Source organism: Occallatibacter savannae (assembly GCF_003131205.1).
Lineage (GTDB): Bacteria > Acidobacteriota > Terriglobia > Terriglobales > Acidobacteriaceae > Telmatobacter > Telmatobacter savannae.
In genome coordinates this window covers 230,976-247,740 of the sequence record NZ_QFFY01000007.1, presented here as the reverse complement: position 1 = coordinate 247,740, position 16,765 = coordinate 230,976, and the positions used below count along the sequence as shown (strand labels likewise).

16 protein-coding genes are annotated in these 16,765 nt (G+C 60.3%); 12 read left to right on the top strand and 4 right to left on the bottom strand.

Annotation, left to right across the window (positions count from 1 at the left end; all coding sequences use genetic code 11):
* Positions 1-3 precede the first annotated feature (3 nt).
* The 5 genes from DHV10_RS23565 to DHV10_RS23545 are packed head-to-tail and all read left to right on the top strand — an operon-like array spanning position 4 to position 6,177.
* Positions 4-1,752 carry a hypothetical protein gene (locus DHV10_RS23565; protein WP_109488868.1) on the top strand — a complete coding sequence of 583 codons (1,749 nt, stop codon included), beginning with the start codon at positions 4-6 and terminating at the stop codon, positions 1,750-1,752.
* Positions 1,742-2,581, top strand: a complete 840-nt coding sequence (locus DHV10_RS23560) for a hypothetical protein (RefSeq protein ID WP_109488867.1) — start codon at positions 1,742-1,744, stop codon at positions 2,579-2,581. Before DHV10_RS23565 ends, DHV10_RS23560 begins: the two co-directional genes overlap by 11 nt.
* Positions 2,578-3,537, top strand: coding sequence for a hypothetical protein (locus tag DHV10_RS23555; RefSeq protein WP_109488866.1), 960 nt, complete (start codon positions 2,578-2,580; stop codon positions 3,535-3,537). Before DHV10_RS23560 ends, DHV10_RS23555 begins: the two co-directional genes overlap by 4 nt.
* Before the next feature lie 4 nt (positions 3,538-3,541).
* Positions 3,542-4,885 (top strand): NAD(P)-binding domain-containing protein, encoded by a 1,344-nt coding sequence (locus DHV10_RS23550; RefSeq protein WP_109488865.1) that lies wholly within the window; start codon positions 3,542-3,544, stop codon positions 4,883-4,885.
* The gene (locus DHV10_RS23545; protein WP_109488864.1) at positions 4,882-6,177 is read left to right on the top strand and encodes a peptidase associated/transthyretin-like domain-containing protein; all 1,296 of its coding nucleotides are present in this window, start codon (positions 4,882-4,884) and stop codon (positions 6,175-6,177) included. The genes DHV10_RS23550 and DHV10_RS23545 overlap by 4 nt, the downstream gene beginning before the upstream one ends.
* A 57-nt stretch (positions 6,178-6,234) precedes the next feature.
* Here DHV10_RS23545 and DHV10_RS23540 read toward each other — a convergent pair whose 3' ends face one another.
* Entirely contained in the window at positions 6,235-6,726 is a 492-nt protein-coding gene (locus DHV10_RS23540) for a TlpA family protein disulfide reductase (protein ID WP_239462004.1), read from the bottom strand.
* A 47-nt stretch (positions 6,727-6,773) separates the two neighbouring features.
* On the opposite strand from DHV10_RS23540, the gene DHV10_RS23535 reads away from it, so the two are divergent.
* The 5 genes from DHV10_RS23535 (at position 6,774) to truB (ending at position 10,529) form a co-directional block, all read left to right on the top strand.
* The gene (locus DHV10_RS23535; protein ID WP_239462003.1) at positions 6,774-7,961 is read left to right on the top strand and encodes a glycosyltransferase family 2 protein; all 1,188 of its coding nucleotides are present in this window, start codon (positions 6,774-6,776) and stop codon (positions 7,959-7,961) included.
* 128 nt (positions 7,962-8,089) lie between these two features.
* Complete coding sequence (locus tag DHV10_RS23530) at positions 8,090-8,515, top strand: 6-pyruvoyl trahydropterin synthase family protein (RefSeq protein WP_109488862.1); 426 nt, start codon at positions 8,090-8,092, stop codon at positions 8,513-8,515.
* The gene (locus DHV10_RS23525; protein WP_109488861.1) at positions 8,515-8,916 is read left to right on the top strand and encodes a 6-carboxytetrahydropterin synthase; all 402 of its coding nucleotides are present in this window, start codon (positions 8,515-8,517) and stop codon (positions 8,914-8,916) included. Before DHV10_RS23530 ends, DHV10_RS23525 begins: the two co-directional genes overlap by 1 nt.
* Positions 8,917-9,050: 134 nt before the next feature.
* On the top strand, positions 9,051-9,605 hold the full coding sequence (gene folE / locus DHV10_RS23520; protein WP_420818759.1) for a GTP cyclohydrolase I FolE: 555 nt from the start codon (positions 9,051-9,053) through the stop codon (positions 9,603-9,605).
* A gap of 45 nt (positions 9,606-9,650) precedes the next feature.
* Positions 9,651-10,529, top strand: a complete 879-nt coding sequence (gene truB / locus DHV10_RS23515) for a tRNA pseudouridine(55) synthase TruB (protein ID WP_109488860.1) — start codon at positions 9,651-9,653, stop codon at positions 10,527-10,529.
* Between the two features lie 60 nt (positions 10,530-10,589).
* On the opposite strand, the gene DHV10_RS23510 is transcribed toward truB, so the two are convergent.
* The 3 genes from DHV10_RS23510 to DHV10_RS23500 all read right to left on the bottom strand — a co-directional run bounded on the left by DHV10_RS23510 (position 10,590) and on the right by DHV10_RS23500 (position 13,283).
* Positions 10,590-11,141, bottom strand: a complete 552-nt coding sequence (locus tag DHV10_RS23510) for an AAA family ATPase (protein WP_109488859.1) — start codon at positions 11,139-11,141, stop codon at positions 10,590-10,592.
* 2 nt (positions 11,142-11,143) lie between these two features.
* Positions 11,144-12,592, bottom strand: coding sequence for an amidohydrolase family protein (locus DHV10_RS23505; protein ID WP_109488858.1), 1,449 nt, complete (start codon positions 12,590-12,592; stop codon positions 11,144-11,146).
* Between the two features lie 70 nt (positions 12,593-12,662).
* Positions 12,663-13,283 (bottom strand): arylesterase, encoded by a 621-nt coding sequence (locus DHV10_RS23500; RefSeq protein ID WP_204101514.1) that lies wholly within the window; start codon positions 13,281-13,283, stop codon positions 12,663-12,665.
* A gap of 88 nt (positions 13,284-13,371) precedes the next feature.
* Here DHV10_RS23500 and DHV10_RS23495 point away from each other — a divergent pair, with 88 nt between their 5' ends.
* Positions 13,372-14,091, top strand: coding sequence for an ABC transporter ATP-binding protein (locus tag DHV10_RS23495; RefSeq protein WP_109488856.1), 720 nt, complete (start codon positions 13,372-13,374; stop codon positions 14,089-14,091).
* Positions 14,084-16,648, top strand: a complete 2,565-nt coding sequence (locus DHV10_RS23490; RefSeq protein WP_109488855.1) for an ABC transporter permease — start codon at positions 14,084-14,086, stop codon at positions 16,646-16,648. The genes DHV10_RS23495 and DHV10_RS23490 overlap by 8 nt, the downstream gene beginning before the upstream one ends.
* Positions 16,649-16,765: the final 117 nt, after the last annotated feature.

Below are 16,765 nucleotides of genomic sequence, written 5' to 3'. Positions count from 1 at the left end.
GCGATGCGGCGATTGCTCATCATGCTGATGATTGCAGGGCCGGCGTGGGCGGCGCAGAGTCCGGCAATCCAGGTACAAGACCAGGCGCAGAGTGCGCGCGCGCCGATTCGTACGGATTTCCGCGTCCAGTATGTGAATGGGAACAACGCGTATGTGGATGGCGGGCGGGACGCGGGGCTGCAGGAGGGCACGGTCCTGGTTGTCAAGCAGGATCCGACGAAGACGGGGAAGGGAAATGAGGCGATTGAGCCCGGTGTGATCGCGAAGCTGAAGGTGGTGGCGATTGCTTCGTCGTCAGCGGTGTGCGAGGTGGAGGTGAGCAGCAGGAACGTCACGTCGGGCGATGTGCTGTCACTGCCGGACACGGAAGTTGCGAAGCGGGTGGAGAGCGACACGCTGGGGAACACGCGGCAGTATCCGATGGTGGTGAGCTTCAGCGCGGGAGATCCGCTGGATGAGGAGGTGCGGGAGAAGGTGCCACGGCCACCGCTTCCTGAAGTCAACCAGATCAGAGGACGGATTGGTTTCGACGTCAGCACGATTCGGGAAGTTGGGCAGGGGTCGTCGACGTCCAGCTCGTACGGGATGGTTTTCCGGGCGGATTTTACGCGGATCTTCGGGACGCACTGGAATCTGAACGGGTACTGGCGGGGAAATCTGCGGCGGAATTCTTCGGCGTACCAGAGTTCGATTCAGGACCTGATCAACCGGACGTATCTGATGAGCCTGAGCTATATCAATCCGGAGTCGCGCTGGTCGGCGGGGGTTGGAAGGCTGTATGTGCCGTATGCGAACAGCCTGGAGACGATCGACGGCGCGTATGGTGGTCTGCAATTTGGAAAGCATTCGATGCTCGGCATGTTCGCGGGATCGACGCCGGATCCGACCTCGTGGAGCTACAACCCGAATCGGCGGATCGGGGGCACGTATCTCAATTTTCGCGGAGGCGATTTCGATGCCTTCCGGTTTTCGACGACAGCCGGATATGGCGTGGAGCTGCTGAAGTGGGAGATGAATCGTCCGTTCGTGTTCACGGAGAATGATGTTTCGTTCAAGCGGATCTTCTCGGTGTATCACTCGATGCAGATCGATCGACCCACGGCGAATCCAGGGGCAGAAGCGATCAGCGTCGGGCTGGGACAAAGCCTGTTGTCGGTGCGTGTCCAGGTGCATCCGCGGGTGGCGCTGGATGTGACGGATACGTATTTCCGCGATGTGCCGACGTACGATGCGTCGCTGGTGGGGACGGGACTGCTGGACAAGTACCTGTACCAAGGGATCAACGGCGGAGCGCGAATTCAGTTTCCGCGGCATGTGACCGGGTACTTCAGCCTGGGCAGCAGCAACGACTCAAACGATCCGAAAAGTTCGCTCAATAAGATGTTCGGGGCGACGGTGGCGGAGATCTGGAAGACGGGGCTGACGGCTGATGCGCGAGTGGCGCAGTTTGACAGCTCGTTTGCTTCGGGAAGATATACGACGTTCACTTTGTCGCGCGAGATGCTGGATAATCTGCGGCTGAACCTGCAATTCGGGAAGTATGCGTACGCATCTTCGGTGGCGACGAACAACGATTCGTCGTTCATCAATTTCGTGTTCGATTCGAACCTGGGCGCGAGGCTGTTCTTCGAAAGTATGTACACGATTCAGCGAGGCGGCTCGCTGAATTACAACCAGTGGACGTCTACGCTGGGGTATCGTTTCGATAATCGCGCGGCAACACGCAGACGGGAGACCGCCAATGTTCCCTAAGCAGAGCCTGGTTGTATTGCTCATTCTGCTGAGTGGCGTTCTGGTGCGGGCTGATGGGCCGGATGTTCCCTCGTCGGGCCCGGTGGTGCTGGCACAGAGGCAGGTGTCGCGGTACCTGAGCAAGTTGGCGGATCTGCACTGCACGGAAACTGTGACGCAGCAGAAGCTCAATGCGAAGGGTCATGCGGATTCAACGGAGCGATCGCAGTTCGATTACCTGATCATGATGAGCGGGAGTAATGAGAGCTTCCAGCTGAATGAATCGCGGATTGAGACGCCGGATGCGAAGCACAAGCAAGTCTCGATGCCGATGCTGACGACCAATGGCATGACGACGCTGCTGCTGGTGTTTCATCCGTACTACAGCGATGCATTTTCGTTTGAGGAGGGGCCGGAGCAGGTGGTCCAGAACAAGGCCACGATTCCGATTCACTTCGCGCATATTTCGGGAAGGAGAACCCCGGCGGCACTGGCTCTGCGGGGACGGGAATTTCCGCTGGAGTTGAAGGGCACGGCGTGGCTGGATAAGGCGTCGGGCGAGGTGATCCAGGCGGACGCAAGCCTGGAGCACGATATGAGCGATGTGGGGCTGCGGTCGCTGGAGATTCATGTCGAGTACAAGGCAGAGAACGTAGGGAGCGAGACCTGGACGCTGCCATCGAAAGCCGTGGTGGATGTGACGACGCCGAAGCAGCACTGGCGCAATACACATGTGTTTGAAGGCTACAAGTCGTTCTCGACGGACGCCCAGCAGGATCCGAATTACAAGGTTCGTCCGGATGCCCCAGCGCAGAGCACAGATCAGCCGCAACCGAAGGAGCAGCAATGAGCAGCACAATTCTTGGAGCGGCGGCGCCCGGCCGGTCGCGTGCGAAACAGAAGGAACTCGGACATCGGATCCGGGTGAAGATGGCTGCGATTGCGGCATTCCTGTTTCTGGCGGCGATCGCGATTTATGGGGCGGACTACTACATATTGCCGCTGGATCAGCGGCCGTATTCGGCAAAGCATGAGCTACTGAGGCCGAGCGGAACGATTGGGCTGAAGCTGGGGATATTCGGGACGGTGCTGTTCTTCATCATCTTTCTGTATGCGCTGCGGAAGGTGATTCCGTGGCTCGGGCGGATGGGCACTGCGCGGCATTGGATGGATTTTCACGTGATTGCGGGGATGTCGGCACCGATCGTGATTGCGTTTCATGCTTCGTTCAAGTTTCAGGGGATTGCGGGTGTTGCGTTCTGGATCATGCTGGCGGTGGCGTTGAGCGGAATCGTGGGGCGGTATCTGTACGCACAGATTCCGAGGTCGTTGAATGCGGCGGAGATGTCTCTGGGGGAACTGCACGATAACGAGAGGATGCTGGCGGAGTTTCTGCTGGTGCAGTCGGTCTTTACCGAGGAGCAACTGAGGAAGGCGTTGAAGGCTCCGTCTCCGGAGCGGGCGAGCCGGGTAGGTGCGCTGGCTGCGATTGCGCAGATGCTGGTGTTCGACCTGGCGATGCCGTTCAGGATGGCGAAGCTGAGACGGCTGGGAGGCGGGTCGGCCGGGTTGCGATCGCTGGGCGGACTTTTCTCGTCGGGGAATCGCGAGGTTGAAGATATTGTCGGTATCGTGCGACAGAAGGCGGCGCTGACAAAGCGTGTTCTGTTCCTGGATCAGACGCAGCGGGTGTTTCATCTGTGGCACGTCATCCATCGGCCCTTCAGTTATGCCTTTGCATTGCTGGCGATTCTCCATATTGTGGTGGTGATGGGGCTGGGCTTCGGCGGAATGGGGATGCACTAGAGGGATGGAGACTCTGCTGACATGGGGGATCGCCGGCGCGGTGCTGGCGTTCTTTCTGATCCGTTATTGGCGGGAGCACAAGCGAAGCGACGAGGCCGCGCGCGAGAAGGCGGCGCGCGGGCCGGTCTTCTCTGATGGGCCAAGGGCGCAACATCCGCAGATCATGACCGAGGCGTGCATTGGGTGCGGCGCGTGTGTTTCCGTATGCCCGGAAGGCGACGTGCTGGCGCTTGTGAGCGGAAAGGCAACAATCGTGAACGCGCATAAATGCATCGGGCACAGTCTGTGCGCGGAGGCGTGCCCGGTGGGGGCGATCACGATGGTGATGGCCAAGCCGGGGTCGAGCGCGGACATGCCGGTGATCAGCGCAGAGTACGAAACAAGCGTTCCGAATCTGTTTATTGTGGGGGAACTGGGCGGGCTGGCGCTGATCAAGAATGCGGTGAACCAGGGGCGCGATTGCGTGGATGCGATTGCGCAGCGGCTTGCCGCGTCGCCGGAGAGGCCGGTGGATAGCTCGGTTTGGGATGTAATTATCGTTGGCGCGGGTCCGGCGGGTATCAGCGCGTCGTTGAGGGCTGCGGAGCATCGGCTCACGGCGCTGACGCTGGAGCGCGAGAGCGTAGGGGGAACGGTATCGAAGTATCCGCGGCAAAAGCTGGTGATGACGAGCCCGGTGGAGTTTCCGCTGCACGGAAAGTTCAGCAAGACGAGCCTGTCGAAGGAAGATCTGCTGCGGTTTTGGGAGAAGATCATGGCGCGCACGGATCTGAACATCCAGACCGGCGCAGCGGTGGATGCGGTGCAGCGTGGGACGAACGGAGTGTTCCAGGTGAAGACGAGCAAAGGCGAGTACCGCGCGCGGGCTGTGGTGCTGGCGATGGGGCGCGCGGGTACTCCCAGGAAGCTTGGCGTGAAAGGCGAGGAACTGCCGCATGTGCTGTATCGACTGATCGAGGCAGACCACTACACAGATCAGAAGATCCTGGTGGTGGGAGGCGGCGACAGCGCGGTAGAAGCGGCGATGGGGCTCGCACATCAGAGCGGGAATCAGGTGACGCTGTCGTACCGGCGCGGGGAGTTCAGCCGGCTGAAGGATCGCAATGCTAAGCGGATTGCCGAGCAGATGACAGCAGGGAAGATTGAAGTGCTGTTCAACTCGATGCCCGTGGAGTTTCGACCTGGGAGCGTGGTGATCGAGGTTGGGGGAGAGTTGAGGGAGCTGCCGAATGATTTGGTCTGGATTTTCGCGGGAGGGACTTCGCCTTCGGAGTTCCTGAAAGCGGCAGGGATCAAATTTGGCGGTTCCCCCGCGGACACGCAGTTGCAAGCGAGGAGCATTGCATGAGTAAGGGAGTACGCCTGCTGATTGTATCTGGAGCCGTTGCGGCTGCATCGGCAGTGGCGCACAGCGCGGCAGTGAGCGGCACGGTTACGAACAAGACTACCGACAAGCCGTCTGCCGGAGACAAAGTGGTTCTGGTGGACGTGAGCGCGGGAATGGCGGATGCGGCGACAGCGGTCACGGACAAGGATGGGAAGTACACGCTGCAAACGCCGGGTGCGGGCGCCTTTCTCATTCGTGTGGATCACCAGGGGGGAACGTACTTCATCGCGGCTCCGCAGGACAGCACTCCAGCAAACATAACGGTTTATGACGTCGCGGCGAAGGTGGATGGAGTGGGAATCGACGCCGACATGATGCTGATTGAGGCGACGGGTAGCACGCTGAATGTGAGAGAGCGATACCTCGTCAGGAACAGCAGTTCGCCGCCACGCACGCAGTTCAGCCAGAACGGGTTCGAGATTGTGCTGCCGGAGGGAGCGGTGCTGGAGGAGGCTGCAGCGACGCGTCCGGGAGGGCTGGGTACGAGGACGCATCTTGCGCCTTTGCCGCAGAAGGGCCACTACGCGTTCAACGTGCCGATTCAGCCGGATCAAGGCGAGAAAGAGACTTTGTTCGAGGTGCAGTACCGGTTTGCGTATGACGGGAAGCATACGTTTGCGATTCGACCTCTGATGCCGGCGGATAACTTTGTTGTCTATACGGCGAAAGGGATTGAGTTCTCGGCGAAAGATGGCGCGCCGTTTCGAGCGACCCAGGAAGATCCGCGCGTGGAGACGCACGTGGTGAAAGGCGTGCATCCGGGGGACGTGATCGCGTTCAATGTATCGGGTCAGGGACAGATGCCGCAGGACCAGGGCGCTGCGCCGACGCAGAAGCCGAGTTCTGGGCCGTTAGGGAAGCCGGGCGGTGGGATCGGAGAACCGATCGGTTCGCCGGATCCGCTGTCGGGGTCGAAGACCTGGCTCCTGGGGGGGCTTGCAGTTGTGCTGGCGGGAGTGGCTTTTTTTGTGGTTCGCAGGCGAAGCGCGATGGCGGGCCCGGTTGCGAGTGAGCCTGCGGTTCGGGCTTCGGCAACGATTGACGAGCTTCCGCGTGCTGCCGTTCCGCAGCAGCGCACTGCCGCGGGAGGAGGGCCAAGTGGGGGGCAGGGCGTTCTGATCGAGTCGCTGAAAGAGGAGCTGTTTTCGCTCGAGCAGGACAAGGTTTCAGGCAAGATTTCGTCGAGCGAATATGCCGATGCGAAATCGGGGCTGGAAGCGATGCTGAAACGCGTTCTCAAAGCGAACTCGTAGAGCGCAGAGCAGGGTTCTCTCCGAATCACAAGAAAGCCGTTGAACGTCTTCCGGCCGCTAGAGACTGTTGAGGTAGGTGCGGATTTCGGGGTTGGACCAGCCGGGATCGCCGACGATCTTGCGGCGGATGTAGCCTTTGCGATCGATGATGTAGGTTTCCGGCCATCCATCTGTGCCGTAGAGCTTGGCCACCTTCTGGTCAGGATCGCGGACGGTATTCAGATCTACGTGGAAGCGGGTGAGAAAGCGGCGGTAGGAGCCCGGGTCTTCGTCAATGCTGACGGCGAGGATGGCGATGTCGGGGCGGTCGTGGTGGAGCTGGATCAGGTCCGGCGTTTCCTGGATGCAGGGGGGGCACTGGGACCACCAGAGATTAAGCAGGACAACTTTGCCGCGATAATTGGCCAATTTGATGGTGTTTTCGCCGTCGCTGACGGTGAAGTCGGGGGCGACGCGGTCAGCGTTGACGGGAGCGGCGCCGCGATCGCAGGCAGTGGCGCAGACGAGCGCGAGCAGAAAGCCCAGCGTGATCAAACGAGGAAACCGCACGTCTCTATAATACGGAGCGGTAGGGACGGAAAGGAAGGCTGGGTTAAGTGACGGCGGACACGCCTGATGCGAGCGGGGCAAAGACATATAAACCGGTGCTGGGGTTGTCGGACGAGCCGGGTGAGCCGCTGGCCGTTCCTGCGCGTGCAGGGACGGTGTACGACCAGCCGGAGCCGGAGAAGCTGATCGAGCTGACGGTGATTGTGCCGGCGCGGAATGAGGAGCAGAGCATCGGCGAGTGCCTGCGGTCGCTGGTGGCGCAGTCGGAGAGCGTGTTCGAACTGGGGCGGGATTGGGAGCTGATCGTCGTTGACGATTACTCGACCGACAGAACGGCGGAGATTGCGCGCGGCTTCGCGGGCGTGACGGTGATACAGGCCGCGAAGCTGGAGAAGAGCTGGACGGGGAAGAACAACGCGATCTGGACGGCGGCGCGCAAGGCTCGGGGCAAGTGGATTCTGTTTACGGATGCGGACACGGTTCATGAGCCGGGCGATCTGCACCGTGCAATGCACGAGGCGGCGCGGCACAAGGTGGGGATGCTGAGCTACTCGCCGCGGCAGCTGGTTTCGGGGTTGTGGCAACGGGCGCTGATGCCGCTGGTGTTTTCGGAGCTAGCGCTGGCGTATCCGCCGGCGAAGGTGTCGGACCCGAATCAGAGGGTGGCGGCGGCGAACGGGCAGTTTCTGCTGGTGGAGCGCGAGGCGTACAGGAAGCTGGGCGGACATCCAAGCGTGAAGGACCGCGTGCTGGAGGATGTGGAGCTGGCTTTCATGGCGAAACGGCGGCGGGTGGGGCTGCGGTTTCGGTATGCACCGGACGCCCTGAGTACACGGATGTATCGGACAACAAGCGCGATGATTGAGGGTTGGACGAAGAACCTCGCGCTGTTGTTTAACAATGCCATGGCAACGGCGCTGTGGAAGATGCTGGACCTGGTGCTGCTGTTCGGGCTGCCCTGGCTGGCCATTCATCTGTGGGGCGCGCGGTTCAGCCCAAAGGGGTTGGAGTGGCTGGGAGCCGGTTGGGTGCTAGGCCTGTTGTGGTTGAGAACGATGTTCCGGTTCTATGTGCGGGTCGCGAAGTCGAACTTCCCGTTCGTGGACTGCGCGATTTCGCCCCTGGGACTGCCGTTATTTATCGGGCTGCTGTATCGAAGCTGGTTCAAGAACAAGGTGATTCGGCAGGTGGAATGGAAGGGGCGCACCTATGGAGGAGCAGGGATTAGGGACTAGGGACACAGAGCGATGTTGAATCATAAGTGTATTCAGTGGAATCGAATACAGCGATGGGTTAAAGCTGATTATTGCGATGACGAGCGGTTGAGTGCATTTGTGAGGGCATCTAAGAGAATGAGGGTGGGATGATCGAACTGACGCGGAGGGCCACGTTTTCGGCTTCGCATTATTACCGGAACGAGGCGTGGTCGGAGGAGAAGAACGAGGAAGTTTTTGGCCGGTGTGCGCGGCGGAATGGGCACGGGCACAACTACACGCTCGAGGTGACGGTGTCGGGTGAGGCCGATCCGGTGACGGGGTTTGTGGTGGATTTGAAGTGGCTGAAGGATGTGATCGAGGATGAGGTGCTGGCGGATTTCGATCACCGGCACTTGAATCTGGAGGTGCCGGAGTTCGCGGAGAAGAAGCTGATTCCGACTACTGAGAACATCGCGATTGCGGCATGGAACAGGCTGGAGCCGGCCGTGAGCAAAGCGGGTGGAGCGCGCTTGAGCCGGGTACGGGTTTACGAGACGCCGGAGATTTTCGCCGAGTACCGGGGAGAGCAGTGATGGCGAAGGCGTACTTCGGCCGACGGTACATGTTGAGCGCGAGCCATCGGTTGCATTCGGAGTCGCTGTCGGATGCTGAGAATCGGGCGACGTATGGGAAGTGCAACAACCCCCACGGGCACAACTATGTGATTGAGGTTCTGGTGGGCGGAGAGGTGGACCGGGAGACCGGGATGGTGGTGAACATGGCGACGCTGGATGAGACCGTGCAGGAACACGTGCTGGCCCGCTTTGATCACACCAACTTGAACTGCGATGCGCTCTTTGTGAATCAGGTGCCCACGACCGAGAATCTTACTAAAGTAGTTTTTGACGTTCTGAAACAGGCGCTGCCAGCAGGGAAGCTGGAGTATGTGCGCGTGGAAGAGACCGAGAACAATTTCTTTGAGTTTCGTGGATAGCAGCGGTGAACGAGTGACGCCTGACTTCCCCGGGCGAAAGGACGAAGACAATGGCGCAGCCAGTTGCAATGAACAAGCCGGTTCGCGGTGTGTTGGAGATTGAAGAGGGTCTGAGAAAGTTCACGACCGAGGAGATGTATCGGGAGATTTTGACGCGGCTGGGAGAGGATCCGAAACGCGACGGACTGGTGCGGACTCCGGAGCGGGTCGAGAAGTCGATGGCGTTCCTGACGAAGGGGTACCAGGAGGATCCGGCGAAGATTTTGCGCGGGGCCTTGTTCGATGTCGATTACGACGAGATGGTGATCGTGAAAGATATCGAGATGTTTTCGCTGTGCGAGCACCACATGCTGCCGTTCATCGGCAAGGTGCATGTTGCCTACATCCCGAATGGGAAGGTGATCGGGCTGAGCAAGATTCCGCGGCTGGTGGAGGTGTTTGCGCGAAGGCTGCAAGTGCAGGAGCGGCTGACGCGGCAGATCGCGGATACGATCCAGGAGGCGATCAATCCTCAGGGAGTGGGCGTGGTGATTGAGGCGCGGCACCTCTGCATGATGATGCGGGGGATTGAGAAGCAACATTCGTCGACGGTGACATCGGCGATGGTGGGATGCTTCCAGAAGAAAGAGACACGGTCGGAGTTCCTGTCGCTGGTGCGGGGAGCGAACAACGGCAACGCGGGGCTGTGAGCGGGTATGAATTAGCCGGCAGTCGGTTCGTCTAAAGTAGTTTGAGTGAACGGACTGCTGGTTATCGATAAGCCGGGCGGGATGACGAGCCACGATGTGGTGAGCCGGCTGCGCAAGATCACAGGCGAAAAATCAATCGGACATCTTGGGACGCTGGATCCGATGGCGACGGGAGTGCTGCCGTTGCTGATGGGGAAGTTCACGCGTCTGGCGCAGTACTTCTCCGCGGCGGAGAAGCGCTACACGGGGACGATTCGGTTTGGCGTGGCGACGGACACGTACGATGCGGACGGGGAGCGTGTCGGCGTGGAGACGCATCCTGTGTTGACACTGGAGCAGGTGCGGGCGGCGGCGGGTCGATTCAAGGGCGAAATGGAACAGATGCCGCCGGTCTTTTCTGCGAAGAAGATCGCGGGGACTCCGGCGTACAAGCTGGCGCGAGCGGGGAAGCCGGTTGAGCTGAAGACGGCGAAGATCACGATACGTTCGTTTGAGATCACGGCAGTGAAGGGTGAAGAAGCTGCGTTTGCAATGAGCATTAGCGCGGGCGGATACGTGCGGTCGGTGGCGCATGAGCTGGGGCAGGATCTGGGGTGCGGAGCGCATTTAGGCAGCTTGCGGAGAACGAGAGCGGGAGTGTTTACGCTCGAGAATGCGCTAACGCTGGGCGAGTTGGAAGCGTTTGCTGGAAATTCTGATGCGTTGGAATTGAGTTGCATCCATCCGCGGAGTTTTCTGACAGAGATGCCGTCGGTTTCAGGCGATGATTATGTGCTGGGGCAGTTGCGGAATGGGGCGCAGGCCAATTTGCCGGAGTTCTCGCAGGCGCCGATGGTGAAGGTGTTTGCAGGACAGCGCGAGCTGGTGGGAATCGCGAAGAGGGTGGCGGGAACGCTGTTTCAGCCGGTGGTGGTCATGGGGTAAAAGGCAGTCGTCAGTGATCAGTTTTCAGTGATCAGAAAAGCGGGGTAGCTTGGATCGCATTCATGGCGAATTGTAAGTCGTGATGAATGATCTAACTTTCGCCACTCGATCCTGCAGCGGAGCCTTATCGACATAGACGAGTTCGAAGCCGTGGGCGCGGTAGATTTGTTCGTGGACCTTTTCGAAGCGTAGGGTTTCTTCGAAGGTGATGCGGCGGGCTTCAGTGTTGGTGATGAAGCCGAGGTTGCGGATGAAGAAGACTTGCCTCTCGAAGATTGTTTCGCGTCTGATTAGTTCCAGTTCGGCGCTGAGCGTGGGTGAGATGCCGTAGCCAAGGAAGTTTGCGAGGGCGGCGGTGCAGATGACGGAGCGGTCGTGAAACTGGATTTGGTCTGACTGCTGCGAGGCGCGGAGCTGGCGAGCGCGCTGGAGTTGGACGATGTCGTCGATGAAGGATGCGCTTCTCCAGGGCTCGGGGATTCCGAGGTTCTGAGAGGCCGCGATGATGTCGGTTGCAGCTTCTTCGACGACGCTGAAGCCCTCGAGCTCAAGCTGGCGCAGGATGGCGGTTTTGCCGGAGCCGGGTGCGCCGGTAAGGATGAAGCGTCTCATGCTCAGCGGATGCCGACCTGGCCTTTGACGGAGTCGATGAGTTTTTGCGAGTCGTAGCCGATGCCGGCTTTAAAGATGGTTTCGACGTTCTCGATGTCTTCGATCTTCGTCGAGGGATCGCCCTTGATCAGGACGAGGTCGGCTTGTTTGCCGGGAGCGATGGTGCCGATGCGGTCCTGGCGACCGAGGTAGACGGCTCCGTTTTCTGTGGCGATGTGGATGGCTTGGAGCGGAGTGAATCCAGCTTCGACGAGGAGTTCGATTTCGCGCTGATCGCCGAAACCGGGAAGGACGCCGCCGTTGCCGGTGGGATCGGGACCGGCGAGGAGCATGCCGCCGGCTTTTGCAAATGCGAGCTCAAAGTCCATTTCCTTGCGCAACAGTGAGGCCATGGGTGAGGTGGTCGGGATCTGCGCGCGTTCTGTGAGGTAGCTCTGGGCAGATTCTGTGGACATGGATTGGAGAACGCGAGGCTGGAGCTGCGGCCGCAGTGGCACCGAGGCTTCAAAGACGGGCAGAGTGGACGTTACGGCGACGTGGTGCGAGACCAGGTTGTCGATGAGGGCTTTGATCTGCGGGCTGTCAATGGCGAGTGTGGACCAGCTTGCCGCGCCGCCATTGGGGCACTCATCGGCTTTCTTGCCGGAGACGAATTCGGTATCGGCAAAGACTGGGCCGTGTTCGAGGTCGTCGATGCCGAGAGCGATGGCTTCGGGCCACGTGACGGAGCAGAGGTGGCCGGTGAGTTTCATCCTGTGTGTGTGGGCCTGCTGAATGGCGGCGCCGAGTTCGTCGCGCGTGATGTTCATGTAGGCCTTGAACGATGTCATGCCGGCGGAGGCCCAGTAGTCGACGAGATGTCTGGCGTCTTCAGGGCCAGTGAGCTCGTGCATCTGCGCGAAGCGGGTGTGCGGGCCTTCAAGGTAGGGAGCGCTCGTGTCGAGTGCCGGGCCCGGCATGAGACCAGCGTCGATGCGATGTTTGATTTTGAGATCGGTGTAGGGTTCCACGCTGCCGGTGGTGCGCATGGTGGTGACTCCGGCGGCGAGGTAGAGGCGCGGAGCCGTGTATGGAAGTTCCGCCGCAAGAAATCCTGGTTCCTCGATTCGTCCATTACGGAACTGAAGCGCCGCAGAGCCGGTGTAGTAGAGGTGATCGTGCATGCCGACGAGCCCCGGGATTACGGAGTAGCCGGTGCGATCGAGAACCTGAGCGCCGGAGGGTGCCTGCGTGGAAGATGCGGGGCTGACGGACTGGATCTTTCCGTCGGCGATGAGGACGGTCTGGTCCTCTTTGGGAGCGGCGCCGGTGCCGTCAATGACACGGACGTGGTTGAGAACGACAGTGCGCGCGTCGACCGAGACGAAGGGAGCGACGTCGGGAGGGAAGCGCGTCTGCGATGAAGCGACTACGCACACGACGAACGCGAGAAGAGCGAGATGGGAACGCACGATGAGTGACCTCGATCGGGAAGAGTCGATGGGGATGATGGTAAAGGCTGGAACGGAGTTGGTGGTAGCTCTACTTGCGAAGAAGTGGAGTGAGCTTGGGCAAGACTGTGCGCGCGATGATTTCTGAGCCTTTAGCCGTGGGGTGGATGCCGTCTTGCTGGATGGTGCCGGGCACGTTGATGAGGTCTTTGTAGATCATGGGGATGAAGGTGACGTGGTGTTTTGCGGCGAGATCGGCGAAGACCTTGTTGAATGACTGGATGTAGTCGGGGCCGTAGTTGGGGGGCAGGGTGATGCCGGCGAGGAGGACCTTGATGCGGGCGGCTCCAAGTGTGGTGAGAACGGTGTCGAGGTTTTTGCGGGTCTGATCGGGAGGGAGTCCGCGAAGGCCGTCGTTGCCGCCGAACTCAACGACCACCACGGAGGGGTGAGCCTGGACGACAGAGCTCAGGTTGGCGACTGCGTCCTTGGTGGTGGCTCCGCTGGTGCCGCGATTCTCAACCTTGTACTTGTAGCCACGCTGATCGAGATCGCGCTGGAGCGCGGAGGGCCAGGACTGGCTGGGCTGGAGGCCGTAGCCGGCTGTGATGCTGTCGCCGTAACAAATGACCGTAGGGGGGACGGCAGCGAGCATGGGAATCGCAGCAAAGAAAACGAAAACAGAGACGAAGAAGCGACGTTGTACGTCCACATGATCAGTGTAAAGGTTTGTAAAGGCCGGAACGTGCTGTTAGCGGGATGCGTAAGAATGGAAGAGGGCGGCGGGGAGGATTGACTGGGTGATTGAAGTCCGGAACGTGAAGAGGTGGATTCAGAACGGGTCGCGGCGCGTCGATATTCTGAAGGGGATCTCGCTCAGTATTCCTGCGGGACAGTTTGTGGCGATTGTGGGGGCGAGTGGAAGCGGCAAGAGTACGCTGCTCGGGCTGCTGGCCGGGCTGGACACGCCGAGCGAGGGTGAGATCTGGCTGGACGGGACGCCGATACACAACCTGGCGGAGACTGAGCTTGCGTCGGTGCGAGGCAGGAAGATTGGTTTCGTGTTTCAGTCCTATCAATTGATCTCGACTTTGACGGCACTTGAAAATGTGCTGCTTCCATTTGAACTGAATGTGCAGGGTCACGGGCTCGGGAAAGCGCGGGAACTGTTGCAGGCGGTCGGGCTGGGCGAGCGCATGGATCATTATCCGGTGCAACTCTCAGGAGGCGAGCAGCAAAGAGTGGCGCTGGCGCGAGCGTTTGTGGTGAATCCGCCGATTGTGATGGCGGATGAGCCGACGGGAAATCTGGACAGTTCCAATGGGCATCTTGTTCTGGATTTGCTGCTGGAGCGGCATGCGCATGCAGGGGCGACGCTGGTGCTGGTGACACACGACCCGGAGATTGCAAATCGCGCGGACCGGAAGATTGTGCTGAAGGACGGAATGATTGTGGAAGACACGCTGCCGTCGGCGGAGCCGCGAGAGGTAGCAGCACAGAGCGGACGCGCGCATGGCTGAGCGGGCTCTGGGGTGGAGACGGGCCTCGGCGATTGCCTGGCGTGACCTGAAGTCTGCGCCCGGGAAGTTCGCGTTTGTGGTGTTGTCAGTGGCTGTGGGCGTGGCAGCGCTGGTGGGGGTGCGGGGATTCAGCGAGAGCTTCAGGACGACGCTGATGACCGAATCGCGTTCGCTGATGGCGGGCGACCTGAGTGCGCGGATTTTTCATGTGCCCAGCGCGGATGAGTTGAAGAAGCTGGCGATGTTGAAGCAGGGGATTGCCGGGAGTGAGAGCACTTGGGTTACGGAAACAATCTCCATGGCATCGGTGGCGCCGGATCCGGTGCCGCTGCTGATTTCGCTGAAGGCGGTTGATCCGGCGATGTATCCGTTCTATGGGGCGGCGCAGTTGGAGCCGCAGATGAGCCTGCAGCAGGCGCTCGCGGGCGACTCGGCTGTGGTTGCAGATGAATTTCTCATCAGGCTGCGCGCGCATGTAGGAGACACGCTGCGGCTGGGGGGGCGGAGCTTCAAGATTACAGCTGTGCTGAGCCAGGAGCCGGACAGGATCAGCGCGGGTGCGGGAATGGGTCCGCGCGTGATGATTTCAAATGCGGCGCTCGATCGTACAGGGCTGGTTGCACCGGGCAGCCGAGCATCGCATCGGCTGCTGATGAAGTTGCCCGCGCAGGCGGATGACGCGACGGTTCGCAAGAAAGTGGAAGAGGTGCTGCCGGATGCGCAGGTGATGGATTTCAAAGAGGGGAATCCTGCGCTGAGCCAGGGGCTAGACAACGCGACGGCGATTCTGAGCCTGATCTGCCTGGTCGCGATGGTGCTGGGGGCGATCGGCGTGGCGATGGCGATGCACGCGCATCTGGAACAGCGGATGGACATGCTCGCGATTCTGAAGGCGGTGGGAGCGCAGTCGTCGGACCTGCTGCGGATCTTTTTGCTGCAAACGATGGCGTTGGGACTGCTGGGTGTGCTGATCGGGGTTGGATGCGGCGCACTGGTGATGGAAGCGCTTCCGACGGTTTTCGGGAAACTGCTGCCGGTGCACACGGTGCTTCATTTCCCGTGGCGTGCGGTGGGAGCGGGATTTGGAACGGGGTTGCTGACGACGCTATTGTTCTGTTTGCCGCCGCTGCTGGATGTGCGGGCTGTGCGACCGATCCTGGTGCTGCGCAGGATGGTGGAGCAGGGACCGTCTACGGCGAAGGAGTGGGTTGCGCGGTGGTGGGCGCGGAGGCTGCAGCTTGGGATCGCCGTGGTGGTCATCGCAGCGCTGGGCGGCATCGCGTGGGCGCTGTCCGATTCTGCGAAGGTGGGCGGGTGGTTTGCGCTGCTGTTCTCGATTGCTCTGATCGTTCTGCTGCTGCTTGCGGCGGTAGCTTTGCGGACGCTGCGATTTGTTCTGAACCGGGTGCGGCTACGGCTGCCTTCGTCGTTGCGGCATGGACTGGCGAATCTGTACAGGCCGGGGAACCAGTCGGCAGCAGTACTTGCATCGTTAGGGACCGGGGTGATGCTGATTCTGGCGGTCTATCTCATGCAGAGCTCGCTATTGCGCGAGATACGCGAGACGGCTTCGCCGAAGCTGCCGAATGTATTCCTGATCGACATCACGCCGGATGAAGTGGATGGGGTGAAGGCTTTCTTCCAACATCAGGGCGGTGTGACAACGCAGGTGGATTTGCTGCCGGTGGTGCAGGGGCGTTTTTTGACGCTGAACGGAAAGACACTGGACCAAATGCAGGATCAGCATTTCCCCAGGCGATGGTTAGAAAACGCGGAGATAAGCTGGGCTGACGCGCCTCCGGAAGGGGATAAGGTGCTTGCAGGACGATGGTGGAAGGATGCGGGTGCGGAGGAGATCGCGATCGGAAAGGGAACGGCAGATCGGCTCCACCTCGGCGTTGGGAGTGCGGTGCAGCTTGAGGTGGGCGGGCGTACCCGCAACCTGAAGGTTGCAGCTCTTTACCGACCCGATGGACAGCATATTGGGAGCCGGGTTTCGTTCATGTTGCCTTCAGGACAGTTGAAGAGCGAGCAGGCAACATGGTACGGCGGCGCGCACATCGACGCGAAGAAGGTTCCGGAGATGGAGCGCGCACTATTTGCGGCGTATCCAACAATTTCGGTAATCAACATCGCCGATGTGCTGACTCGGATTGAGAACGTGGTCGATCAGATCATGTTTGTCGTGCGATTTCTGGCCGGCTTTTCGATTCTCGCAGGCCTGATGATTCTGGCATCGAGCATTGCGAGCGCGCGATTCAGAAGGATGCGGGAAGCCGTGGTGCTGAAGACGCTGGGGGCGACGCGGATGCGCATCGTGCGGACGTTCAGCGTCGAGTTCAGCGTGCTGGGGCTACTGGCTGGTTCGGTGGGGGTGGTGTTCGCGAATCTACTGACACGGGTGTTGCTGCGCAGGCTCGAGATTGGATTCCATATTGATTGGCGAGCAGCAGGGGTGGCGCTGGTTGGAACGGCGATCCTGGCGACGGCGACCGGTTGGATTGCCAGCTATCGCATACTCGGATTGCGTCCGCTCGAGGTGCTGCGCGAGGAATAGGCTGTACTGGCTGTGGGGCCGGAACGGGTTCTGCCCTCTACGGGTCGAGGGCCGCAGGTTCAGTTCGTCAGGACCCGGTTTGACCGGATAAATGGTTTGTCCGTATCATGAAGCAGT

What these genes read in the sequence shown, in the direction of transcription:
- DHV10_RS23550 (WP_109488865.1), top strand. Translation starts at nt 3,542, where the DNA reads ATGGAGACTCTGCTGACATGGGGGATCGCCGGCGCGGTGCTGGCGTTC.
- DHV10_RS23530 (WP_109488862.1), top strand. Translation starts at nt 8,090, where the DNA reads ATGATCGAACTGACGCGGAGGGCCACGTTTTCGGCTTCGCATTATTAC.
- DHV10_RS23525 (WP_109488861.1), top strand. Translation starts at nt 8,515, where the DNA reads ATGGCGAAGGCGTACTTCGGCCGACGGTACATGTTGAGCGCGAGCCAT.
- DHV10_RS23555 (WP_109488866.1), top strand. Translation starts at nt 2,578, where the DNA reads ATGAGCAGCACAATTCTTGGAGCGGCGGCGCCCGGCCGGTCGCGTGCG.
- DHV10_RS23565 (WP_109488868.1), top strand. Translation starts at nt 4, where the DNA reads ATGCGGCGATTGCTCATCATGCTGATGATTGCAGGGCCGGCGTGGGCG.
- DHV10_RS23545 (WP_109488864.1), top strand. Translation starts at nt 4,882, where the DNA reads ATGAGTAAGGGAGTACGCCTGCTGATTGTATCTGGAGCCGTTGCGGCT.
- DHV10_RS23560 (WP_109488867.1), top strand. Translation starts at nt 1,742, where the DNA reads ATGTTCCCTAAGCAGAGCCTGGTTGTATTGCTCATTCTGCTGAGTGGC.
- DHV10_RS23490 (WP_109488855.1), top strand. Translation starts at nt 14,084, where the DNA reads ATGGCTGAGCGGGCTCTGGGGTGGAGACGGGCCTCGGCGATTGCCTGG.
- folE (WP_420818759.1), top strand. Translation starts at nt 9,051, where the DNA reads ATGTATCGGGAGATTTTGACGCGGCTGGGAGAGGATCCGAAACGCGAC.
- DHV10_RS23510 (WP_109488859.1), bottom strand. Translation starts at nt 11,141, where the DNA reads ATGAGACGCTTCATCCTTACCGGCGCACCCGGCTCCGGCAAAACCGCC.